Here is a 12,179-nt window from a genome sequence, read left to right as displayed (position 1 = left end):
CACCTGCTCAAAAAAAGCAAGTGCTTCTTCGTGCTTACCAATCATTTCATAAATATAACCTAAGCTTAATAACTTCCTGCTCATATTATCCCTTTATACCATTATTTAGAAAAGCATAGGAGGTAATTATAGCTTAGTGCATCATGATTTTACTTCTTTTTGCTCATTTTTACATAGAAAAACAATATAGTAAAATATTGATTGCTTATACAAATAGATATTGATTCTATATTATTGTTTATTTACGCCCCAACGCACAAATAAATCATGCGGTATATTCAACATATCAAAATATCTACCAATCAAAAAATCATGTAAGGATTCTAAGTCGTAAATACCACCATAATACCCAGCAATAGGGGGTGCCACATACACACCTAAGTTGGCTAACTTTGCCATGTTTTCAAGCAAAATTGCACTTAAGGGCATCTCCCTTACGCCAAGCACAAGGTTTCTTTTCTCTTTCAAGCATACAGCACCTATGCGTGTAAGCAGGTTACTCTGCAAACCATTAGCAATACTTGATAATGTATTGCTACTTGTTGGCAAGATAATGCAGGATTCAAAATAAAAACTACCACTTGCCAAAGGGCTTGTCATAGAATCATAAAAGGCAATATTGTCTGTGCGTATAGCATTGATTAGATTTTTAAGATTCTGCTTTTTTTCTGCCTGACAAAGTAAGGCAGCATTTTGCGTTGGCACAATATAAAGCATACGTTCTTTTGGAAATCGTTTAATAAAGTGTAATGCAAGCTCAATGCAACTCCCACCACTTATACCAAGCACGATAGGCGCTAGATTGCTATCTTTTTCTCTATAATTCACGCACAAATTCCTTTTATTTGTCTATTTGCCAAATTATCATAAGGGATTTTATAGTAATTTTATGGCGATATAGGTAACTTCATATATGAAACATCTCACATTTCTACACACACAAAATAAAAATATAAGACACATAGGTATGAAACAATACAATATAGGATTTTTATGTTATTGTATTGTTTGGGATAAGACATATTGTCTTAGTTTTAATGTTTTTTAATATTATTGAATCTTACTTGGGAGTTTTATATGAAAAGACTTTTATTTCTATTTGTTATATTCTCTAGCTTTCTTTTTGCAGCAGTAAATATTAATACTGCAAGTCAAAAAGAACTTATGACTTTAAATGGTATAGGTGAAGCAAAAGCAATCATTGAATATCGCACAAAAACTAGATTTAAAAAGATTGAAGATATTAAACAAGTAAAAGGTATAGGACAAGCAATCTTTGATAAGATTAAAAAAGATATTGTAGTCACAAATCAAGTGCAAACAACAAGGAAGTAGTTGTTGCACTTTTTACAATTTGTATCTAACCTACATAACAATAATTTGTTACAATAATATCCTAATGTCAAATTACTATGGAGTAACAGATGGTAAAGTATTGTTGTGCCTTTGTGTTTTGTATTGCGTGTCTGCAATACATGTATGCTCTTACGCAAGAAATTGATGCAGAAGATTCTATGATAAGTCAGCAATTTATGACAGAAGCAGAGTATGGCAAATATCTCTATCAAGAGCCACGCGGTATTGGTTGTCAAAAATGTCATGGTGAAGATGGTAAAGGTAAGCAACTTGTAAGCTATACACACAAGGGCAAAAATATGGAGATTAATGCCCCAGATATTACAGAACTTGATCTGCAGGGTTTTACACATGCATTGCGTAAAACCCATGCAGTCATGCCAAAATATTATTTGACAGATTCTGAAATCTATGTCTTATATAAATACATTACAACGCATGAATGAAATGTATAATTCCAATTAGCTTTAATCTCAACATATTAGTTTTAGAATCTAAGTTATGAATATGACACTTTTGTAACCTGATATCATTTGGTGTATTACACACTTATTCAATTTTATACGATACAATCTATCTTTTATATCAAACTTATATTTAAGGTTATATATTATGGAACAAATTAAGAAAAAAGTTGCATTATTAATGAGCGGTGGTGTTGATAGTTCTTATTCTGCTTATTTATTGCAACAACAAGGATATGAAGTTTTAGGAATTTATCTCAAGCTTCATGATAAAGAAGAAAAGCATGCAATTTTTATCAGAAACTGCGAAAAGGTATGTGCATTTTTAGGTTTAGAGTTTAAGATTATAGAAGCACAAGAGGAATTCAAACAAGCAGTATATAATGAGTTTATAGAATCTTATAAACGCGGTGAAACGCCAAATCCTTGTGCGTTATGTAATCCACTTATGAAATTTGGGTTAGCCTTAAACATGGCACTTAGTTATGGTTGCGAATATATAGCAACAGGGCATTATGCACGTATCGCGACAATACAGGGTGTAAAGCGGATACGAGAAGCAAGAGATAAAAGCAAGGATCAAAGTTACTTTCTATATGCTATCAGTCAAGATGCAATTAATCGCCTTATCTTTCCGCTTGGCGACATGCTAAAAGAGGAGGTAAAACCAAAGGCATTTGCAGCATTACCAATACTTGGTGATTTAGAATCTTATAAAGAATCACAAGAAATTTGTTTTGTCGAAACAGATTATATTGACATCTTAAAAAAACATACAAATGTGGATCAAAAAGGTGTTGTACGCGATACGCAAGGCAATATTGTAGGTGAACATAAAGGTTATATGCAATACACTATAGGCAAACGCAAAGGTTTTAGCGTAAAAGGTGCACATGAGCCACATTTTGTATTAAAAATTAATCCAAAAGATAATGAAATTATTGTTGGGAAAAAAGAGGAATTAGAAACTTTTTGTGTAACCGCATTAAATAAATCCCTACCAAGTGAGTTTATAGATGGTGAATATAAAGCAAAGGTGCGTTATCGCAGCACACCAAGCAATGCTACTATCGCAATACAAGATGATAAGATTATAGCAACGTTAAAAGAGCCAGTATATGGTGTAGCAAAGGGACAAGCCTTAGTAATTTATAAAGATGATATTGTGCTTGGTGGTGGTGTCATTATGTAGATTTGGCTGTGATTGTACTCTGCAACCATCACTAGGTCATATTTACAGATACTTAACCCAATCAATGCACTTAAAAATACTTTTAAAAAACTATTGAATAGAATATATTTCAATGCCTTGTATCGTTGAGTAATTTTAGATATTTTGCATAGTTTTAATACTTGCATTGGCTATTTAAGCTTAAATTTATATATGCTATTTTTCTTGCTTCACTGCTACATAGAGGCTTTAATATTTAAAAGGATTAATGCTTCTAGTATGCTCAAAATATCATGCACACAATAAAACTTTGTGTCTAATGCCGCGTTTTACAAAAAATCACTTTTAGTTAATTTCAGGTATAAAATCTTGGGATTTCCCTAAACCATTTGCCCTCTCATATACAATGCGGGTAATAGGATAGGCAATATGGATATCATCTTCGCATAAATATTTCTCTACTATTTCTTGAGCTATTACGCTTTTTAGCTTTAATGTCCCATAAGCATAATTTTGAAACCATACAGAAATATCCATGCCATTATCTTTTACAAAATTAAAAACGCGTGGATCAACATTTAGGGCGGAATGCGCTAAAGCAAATCTATCACGCATTCTTTGCATTTGACTCCTAGTCTGCTCTGTATAAATCTTTGCATGCGTACTTGCAACTTCAAGAGCTATTTTTTTTGCCTTTGTGATATTAGAATCAAAAGTAATGCACACAGACACACTATCCCATATATTTTTCAGATTGCCATAAGTATAATTTGAAATTAAATTCGTGAAGATATAGTTATTGGGTATAAAGATTAATCTCCCTGCACGATGATTCTCTCTATATGAAGTCAGTGTAATATCATCATAAATTGTAATACGTAACATAGATATATCAAGCACATCTCCGATGAATACTTCATTCTCTTTTTTTACTCTAATTCTATCACCAACATGTATGCTACCACCAACCACAATGACAAGCCACCCAAGCGTACTCATAAACATATCTTTCATAGCAATAGCAACACCCGCGGACGCAAAACCCACCATCGCCACAGCATAGGTTGCATTATCAATATATGCAAATAAAAGGATTAAGAAGATAATAGTAATATTAAAAACATTGATGATTTTACTTGTAGTATAAGCTCTTTCATGATGTTCTATGTAGCGTTTTGCGATGAGTTTTAAAAAAAAGGCTATAACCACACTTAACAAGATTCCAATACCAATATATACAAGTTTTAAGATTTGGTTTTTGATTTGATATTCTAGATTCGCCTCAATTTCATCAGCATCTTTATTAAATACATCTGTGGTTGTCTCAAGGATATTTCTAGCACTTTGTAGTTCTAAATTCTGTTCTTGTGTGGCTACCAACACATCTTTATAGCTTTGCTTTTCTGTGACACTTATTTTTTGACTTTGTATGATTTCATTAAGGATTGCACTTTTTTTATCAAGTATAGTCAGCAACTTATCTAAATCTTGCTGATTATATTGCATATTTGATCTTATATTTGATATATGTTTGATATATGAAAACGCACTAAAGATTTCAAATGGATTTGTAAGGACTGGTGCAGCCTCAAGTGTAGGTTTATCAAGCAATTCACCAAATGGCTTCGTGCGGTATTGCTCTAAGAGGTTTTGCTGCTTTTTTAATGTCATCAATCTGTGTGTTTTTTGTGCTTCCAATGGTGCCAATAAGGCTTCTTTTTCAATCTCTGCAATTTCATCTGAAATATCATGATAACTTTTAAAATTCTCATATCTCTTAAGCCATATACTCTCTGTTTTATACAACGCAGAATCAAGTTGTTTTAACTGATCTATATATGAGCTCAACGTAGCGCTTTTTACTATCGTATTTGTTTTATGATGTTTAGATTCAGCAGAGTCCAATGGTGTAGAATCTGCTTGTGTAGCAAATAATTGTGTGCCAAAACACACAAATAACACAAAAATACAATATAAAACCTTTGTGTTAAGCAAACTCATGCAATACCTCATAGATGATTTGTTTATCTATGTTGTTATGGACAGTTGCCTTAATAACCTCTTTTGATTCAAGCAAAATAAAATGTAGTTTCGAATCAAGACTTTTTTTGTCGTAAAAAAATGCGTTATAAAAAGAATCTATATCTTTTATTTTGTAATGCGTAGGAAGCCCAATCCTCTTTAGTAATGCACAAATAAACATATCAATATCGCTTGATAATATGCCTAGCTTAACTGAAAGTCGGTTTGCCATAACAATCCCCATGCTTACTGCCTCTCCGTGTAAAAATTCACTATATCCTCCCTCTAGCTCTATAGCATGACCAAAAGTATGTCCATAATTTAATAACGCCCTTAAACCATGTCTTTCTTTTTCATCTTTTTCTACAACTTGAGCCTTTAATTCTATGCTCTTTTGGATATAAAATTCAATATCAAGCATATTAAAATTTTGCAATAAAGAATACTCAAAACACGCAAAAATCTTAATAATCTCTGCTACACCAGCCAATAGCTCCCTTTCTGGTAATGTGCGTAAAAACATAGGTGCGACAAAAACTTGTTTTGGTTGATGGAATAAACCGATAAGATTTTTTCCATATTTATTATTTACACCACATTTACCACCCACACTTGCATCAACCATAGCAAGCAATGTTGTAGGAATACTAATAAAATCAATGCCTCGTTGAAATATCCCACTTGCAAAACCCACCATATCAGTAATGACACCACCTCCAAGTGCAATCATCAAAGCATTTCGATGTAGCTTATGCTTAAATGCGGATTCTAGAATCTCATCGATTGTCTGCATGTTTTTATGCATTTCACCATCATCAACAACACAAACATTTACGCTTTTAGCCTTTATAATAGAAAGCATGTATTCCAGATAAAGATGTTCAAGATTTTTTGATGTAACAAGGAGTACATCTTTATCTTCAAACTTTAATGATGTGATTTTACCTATTGTAACTGAATACTTTTGTGTCCCTGTGCTAAGCATAATATTTTTTCTCATATTCTATACACTAACCTCCGAGTTATCATTTTGAGCAATAGTCTTTCTTAATATTGTAGCCTAAAATAAAATGATAGTATTCAAATTTCACAAATACAACAATACCTTGTGCTATTTTTACACACCATATATATTTTACTAATATGAACACTTGTTACTTAAGTTTCACACTGCAAATCCATCTTGAAATCATTAAGTTTTGATATAATGACGTCTTTTAGATTCTATATAACTTACAGAAACAAAGGAAACATATGGAGCTTGCTACACACTTTTTTCACCTTATACACCAAGAAAAAATTCCAAGTACATCCATTTCAGATACATCAATAAAGGCATTATTGGACACACAAAAAGACATCTTACTAGCACTTCCTCCAAAACTTCAAGCCCTCATTCTATCCGTGCATAGCACAAATGTTAATCTCTATGAAAAAAGTCAGGCTTTTTGTTCTCTTTATTCACAATGTATGCCACAATATGAGCTCAACATGGAGTCTATCAAGTTGCTACAATATGCACTTTTAAGCGTTGTAAATGCAGCAGATTTAAAGCATTTAAAGGCACATATTTTACGATTAAATGCGGCTGAGTTAATCACAAACCAACATGCACGAAGCCTTTCAAACTTTTTCACTCAAAGTGCTTTTCAAGCACAACAGGCAAAAGAAGAACACAAGGTGCTAAATCTCAAAACACTCTCTAATGAACTCGCACAGATTCTAAAAAGATTATATGAGCTAAAATTGCATGAGAAATATTATAAAACCTTGAACCAAATTTACACAAATGCACAAAATCATAAATTCTCAATTGGAATCACGGGTGTATTAAGTGCAGGTAAAAGCACATTTTTAAATGCTTTATTAGGCAAAGAAGTATTAGGAAGTTCTACTATTCCAGAAACGGCAAACTTAACGATTTTAAAATACAAAGATACAGAATCTGCGGAGGTATTTTTTTGGAATACAGGCGAATGGGAAGAGCTTAAAAAAGCAGGGCAATATGATAAGAGTTTGCAAAGCTTTGTACTTGAGAGTGAAAGAATCTTTGGCACTAGACTTAATGACTATATCACAAATACTACAAAAAGTGAGGTAATAACACTTGATAATTTAAGTACCTACACTTCCGCAAATCATGAAAGTAAATTATGTAATCTTGTAAAAGAAGTAACGCTTTTTACACCACTTAAATTTCTTCAAAATGGTGTCGAAATTGTAGATACACCAGGGCTTGATGATCCAATTACAAAAAGAGAGGAGATCACAAAAGCCTATATTACGCAATGCGACTTGCTTATTCATGTTATGAATGCAAGTTGTGTAGCAACACAAATTGATATTGATTTTATCCTAGAATCACTTCTAGAGCAAAATATATCACGACTTCTTATCGTATTGACACGCATTGATCTAATTAGCGAAAAAGAGTTAGCACAATCGCTTGAATACACAAAAACAAGTTTAGCAGCCCAACTCAAAAAAGCAAAGTATAGTGGTGATATAGATTCTATAATAGAGAGAATTGATTTTATTCCTGTTGCAAGTTTTTTGGCACTTTTACATAAAACAAATCGAGGAGAAGAGGCGATAAACCAAGGCTTTTCATTAGAAAAAACAGGAATTATAGCAGTTGAAAATTACTTAGATAAAATGCTACTTGGTGAAAATAGCTTGAAACAAAAAGATATTTTATATCTTGCATATCGTGGCTTCTTAAAAACAATTGAGCAATGCAAAGAGGATATGCGTCTAGAATCAATTCTATTAAATGCTTCCGAAAATGAATTAGAAGAAATGATTGCAAATCTTAAGGCTGAGCACGAAAGGCTATTTTTACAACTTGATGTAAAAAAGCAGGATTTAAAAGCAAAGCAAAATGATATAGAAGAATTTTTAAATGTATTGCAAAAAAGTATGCAAAAAAGTCTAAAACGAGAACAAGAAAGATTGCAGACTAGAATCTTTGATGAAGCAGTGTATGGTTACACCCATGGTAATCCTCCAAGTAGTGAGCGTATAGGAGAAATTTTAGAATCTGGACTAAGCGATTGTTTCAGCGATGTGAGTAGAGATTTTAAATATAAACTCGCAAAAAAAATCACTCAAATATTGCTTGATGAGCACACTGATATAAAGCAACCAAAAGTTAGCTTTCATGCACCAAAGGAACAAATCGCACAAAGTGTTGCAAAACTAAAAGATTCTATCCCTAAGCTTATTAATGCTTATGGTAAGGGTAGGGAAAATGAGCTCTCCATTAAACTACAAGAAATTTTTAATCAATCTTTTGAGCTTTTCACGCAAGTACTTATGGAAAAAAACAAAGAAGTAGAAACAAAATTTTTGGAATATTTCTCACAAATCTTACAAGCTCAAGAAGAGATTCTAAAAACACAAATTGCAGAAAAAGATTCTATACTGCAAAACACACTTGAAAAAAGACAGCAAAACTACACGCAAGAAATGCGAGATTCCATGCAAGCAAAGCAAAAAGAGCTTACACATATTGCAGAAGAACTTGCCTATATCACACAGGCGTTGAAATAGCATTGATTCTAAAACTAATACAACCTAAAGATAAAGACAAGATTTTCCAAATTTTTAAGATTTTACAAGCAACTAAAATCTGCTTTGCAAAGCATTATTGCAACAAAGGCTTAGAATCTTAGCTCACCACTACATCAAAGTCAAAAAATTACAGAAAAATGATAAAATAAGCACGAATTGTTTTGTATTTTGCCATTATTGAAAGAGGAAGTATGGAAGATAGAATATTTTTAAAAAGTGAAAAAGGATATTTTGGGGAAGGTGATTTTAAATTTGGCGGATGCTTTGTCCCAGAAATATTATATCCAGCATTAGATGATTTACAAAAAGCATATAAACAAATATTTCAAACCAAAGGCTTTCAAAAAGAGTTAAAACGACTCTTAAAGACATTTGTTGGCAGACCAACGCCTCTTATTTATGCAAAAAATGCTTCTGAAATACTTGGAAATGAAATCTATCTCAAATTTGAAGGTTTGGCAAATACAGGTGCACATAAAATCAATAACGCCCTTGCACAAGTTTTACTTGCAAAACGAATGAAAAAGACACGCGTTATCGCCGAAACAGGTGCAGGACAACACGGCGTAGCAGTGGCAAGTGTATGTGCCTTTTTAAAGATGCCATGCACTATTTTTATGGGTGCAATAGATGTGCAAAGACAACGACCAAATGTATTTATAATGGAGCAGTTTGGTGCGGAAGTAGTTGCTGTTGAGAGTGGGACAAAAACGCTAAAAGATGCGGTAAATGAGGCATTAAGGCAATGGAGCACAATGCCACATGAGTGTTTTTATGTGCTAGGAAGCGCACTTGGTCCATACCCATATCCGGATATTGTGCGGGATTCTCAAGCCATCATTGGGAAAGAGATAAAAAAACAGATTAGAAAAGCCTTAAGCAAATATCTTAACGCGTTTTTGCCAGATTATGTTGTTGCATGTGTTGGTGGTGGCAGCAACTCTATGGGTGCATTTAATGCATTTTTGGAAGATATGGAAGTAAAGCTTGTTGGTGTAGAAGCTGGTGGAGATGATTTTAAACCCAACCGACATGCAATGCGTCTTGCAGAAAATAGTGGTGCAAGTATTGGCGTAGCACATGGATATCGTTCCTATTTTCTACAGGATAAGCATGGACAAATCTCAAATACACACTCAATTAGTGCTGGGTTGGATTATGCTGGTGTTGGACCCCAACTTGCACACTTAAAACACATTGGACGCGTAGAATTTATGGCTGCTAGCGATGATTCTGCTCTTGAAGCCTTGCAATTTTTTGCTAGGCATGAAGGAATCTTACCAGCATTAGAATCAAGTCACGCATTGGCTGGTGTGCTTGAAATTGCAAAAAAAGAAAAAAATAAAATCATTGTAGTGAATGTGAGTGGTAGAGGTGATAAAGACATTTTTATTACCGCCAAAGCCTTATGCACAAGTGCATGGAGAGATTTTTTAGAATCTGAATTGCGTAATGTAGAAAAACTTTTAAAGCAAAAAAATAAAGCAAAAGAGGTAATCATACAGGAGGAGACAAACGAGAATGAATCAAAGGAGCGGCAAAATGAGCTAAAACTTGCTTTGCAAGATATAAGCCATGAGGATATGAGTTTTTTTGATTCTATCAATACAGAGAATGAAGAGGCAGATATACAACATTTGGTGGATACACAAATAAGCCCTGCAACACAGATACAAAGGGATACATCTCTTACTATAGCAGCAAGTAATGATTTGAAGAATCTAGATTCCACATCTACAAATATACAGAGCTTAGAGGAGCTAGATTCTAATCTTATTGAAACAAATACAAATACTTTGCAGGCAAGCAAAGATATAGATTCTATGCAGTCTTTGTCAGAAAACCAAACATCTGCCCAAATAACAGAGGATATGGATTTGAGCGATGATACCTCAATACAATCAGACATGAAACTCAATCTAGATTCTACAGACATTACAAATAATGAAGTCATAGATGAATTTACTGCTTTACAAACTCAAAATAATAATGAGTTAGAATCTAGCATAATAAATCCAGTAAATGATATATCAACAAGCAATACAGAATCATCGCAAAACACACAAGAAGAGATTAAAGAGCTAGAGCAAGAAAGTATAGGCGGTACACAAACAGGTAATAGTCTGAAAAATCTCAAAGAATATGACAATATAAATGCTACAACAATAGATATAAATTCCCCAAATACAGATGAAGACAATATGAAGTCCTTCAGTAAAGAGCCACTGCATTTTTTAACTACAAATTCTGATACAGAATCAAGCTGTACAGAAGATATCTCAAAATCCAATCCAACACAAGAAAATATGCAGATACTGCATTTCCTGCAAGATGATGACTTGCAAGAGAAAGGCAATTTACAAGTTAATGCAAGCTCAACACAACAAGAAGCAATATCTCATGATAATGCAATATCCAAAGCCGATTTAACAGATGAATTCCAGCAGGAGTTAAACCAAACTGCCAATATAGAAGATAATATACCCCATGATGATTTGCAAGTAAGCTTCAATGAAAAGGACTTGCTTGAGAAAGAAAACTTGTCACAAGATTCTGCACAAACAGAATCTAATAACACAGATTCCACAGAAATACTCTCTCATGCAGAACAAAACATATCCTTAGAATCTTTATTGCACCAAAATTCTAATATGACGAAAGTGGAAGAAGGCGACACCATCTCAAATAATAGCAACATGGAAAATTCACAACAAAGTAGAGAACAAGATGATATAAATTCAAATCAACAATTAGCCAAGCAACTTCTATTTGATCTGCACACTACACAGGAAACCACATTAGAAACTTTGGAAGATTTGCAACACTTAGCAACACAACACAAACAAATAGACTTAATAGATGAGACACTACAAGAATCAAAAGGAATAAATATAGATGATGAACTAGCATTAAGCCATGTGGATCATATACAACATGATAATGATTGCCAAACACATAGCGACACCATGGAATCTAGTATCATCAATGCAGCACAACAGACAGAATCTATCTCACAAAATACAGCTAATACAGCCAATGATATACTAGAAGACATTTTTGATATAAATACCACCAATAATATAAAGGATGAACAATTAGGCTTAACTCATATAGATGATAGCCAAACAAGCAATGATGAAAGCCAAATACACATAAACACCTTTGATGAAATACTAGGTTTAGAAAGTCTAGATTCTATGAACAATGATAATATACAAGATGGTGGTGTTTTGGCTTCTCTACTTGAAACAAATGATGCAAGAGAAGATAATGATTTAGACAAGGGTTTGGTTTTAGACTCTAGTGGGCTAGATACCTCTAGTGCAGAAATATCAGATATACAGACAGATTCCATAGAACAAGAATGTATAGAATCACAAAGCTTCAAGAGACAAGATTCTGTGCAAAAAAATATAAATATACAAGATTTTGACATCAATGATAGCAACAATACATTGGAAGACTTACTAGATTCAAGTGATAAGACAACCTCGCTAGAAACAGATAGAAATCCATCCTTACATCTTGATGGAAGCCTATTGGAAAATACAGATTCTGCACAGAGTGATTTAGAAAATCTAGAACTAGAAATC

Annotated in this window: 7 protein-coding genes and 1 pseudogene; 5 read left to right on the top strand and 3 right to left on the bottom strand. The window is 33.2% G+C overall.

Annotation, left to right across the window (positions count from 1 at the left end):
• Positions 1-231: 231 nt before the first annotated feature.
• The gene (locus tag LS81_RS04205) at positions 232-828 is read right to left on the bottom strand and encodes a UbiX family flavin prenyltransferase (RefSeq protein ID WP_052096467.1); all 597 of its coding nucleotides are present in this window, start codon (positions 826-828) and stop codon (positions 232-234) included.
• Positions 829-1,077: 249 nt separating this feature from the next.
• Here LS81_RS04205 and LS81_RS04200 point away from each other — a divergent pair, with 249 nt between their 5' ends.
• The 3 genes from LS81_RS04200 to mnmA all read left to right on the top strand — a co-directional run bounded on the left by LS81_RS04200 (position 1,078) and on the right by mnmA (position 3,012).
• Positions 1,078-1,335: a ComEA family DNA-binding protein gene (locus LS81_RS04200; protein ID WP_034344932.1), complete on the top strand. Its 258-nt coding sequence runs from the start codon at positions 1,078-1,080 to the stop codon at positions 1,333-1,335.
• Between the two features lie 89 nt (positions 1,336-1,424).
• Positions 1,425-1,802: a c-type cytochrome gene (locus LS81_RS04195; RefSeq protein ID WP_081955859.1), complete on the top strand. Its 378-nt coding sequence runs from the start codon at positions 1,425-1,427 to the stop codon at positions 1,800-1,802.
• A 166-nt stretch (positions 1,803-1,968) separates the two neighbouring features.
• Positions 1,969-3,012 (top strand): tRNA 2-thiouridine(34) synthase MnmA, encoded by a 1,044-nt coding sequence (mnmA, locus tag LS81_RS04190; protein WP_034344225.1) that lies wholly within the window; start codon positions 1,969-1,971, stop codon positions 3,010-3,012.
• 324 nt (positions 3,013-3,336) lie between these two features.
• On the opposite strand, the gene LS81_RS04185 is transcribed toward mnmA, so the two are convergent.
• Both LS81_RS04185 and aroB read right to left on the bottom strand, forming a co-directional pair.
• Positions 3,337-4,992: a mechanosensitive ion channel domain-containing protein gene (locus LS81_RS04185; RefSeq protein WP_034344227.1), complete on the bottom strand. Its 1,656-nt coding sequence runs from the start codon at positions 4,990-4,992 to the stop codon at positions 3,337-3,339.
• Positions 4,979-6,013, bottom strand: coding sequence for a 3-dehydroquinate synthase (gene aroB, locus LS81_RS04180; protein WP_034344229.1), 1,035 nt, complete (start codon positions 6,011-6,013; stop codon positions 4,979-4,981). The genes LS81_RS04185 and aroB overlap by 14 nt, the downstream gene beginning before the upstream one ends.
• Positions 6,014-6,267: 254 nt before the next feature.
• On the opposite strand from aroB, the gene LS81_RS04175 reads away from it, so the two are divergent.
• Positions 6,268-8,565, top strand: a complete 2,298-nt coding sequence (locus tag LS81_RS04175; RefSeq protein ID WP_034344231.1) for a dynamin family protein — start codon at positions 6,268-6,270, stop codon at positions 8,563-8,565.
• Positions 8,566-8,777: 212 nt separating this feature from the next.
• Positions 8,778-9,995: pseudogene (gene trpB / locus LS81_RS11865) on the top strand (tryptophan synthase subunit beta); the annotation flags it as partial.
• Positions 9,996-12,179 lie beyond the last annotated feature (2,184 nt).

Source organism: Helicobacter trogontum (assembly GCF_000765905.2).
GTDB lineage: Bacteria > Campylobacterota > Campylobacteria > Campylobacterales > Helicobacteraceae > Helicobacter_A > Helicobacter_A trogontum.
Note: the sequence above shows the minus strand (reverse complement) of the source record. Positions and strands in the feature narration are given on the sequence as shown.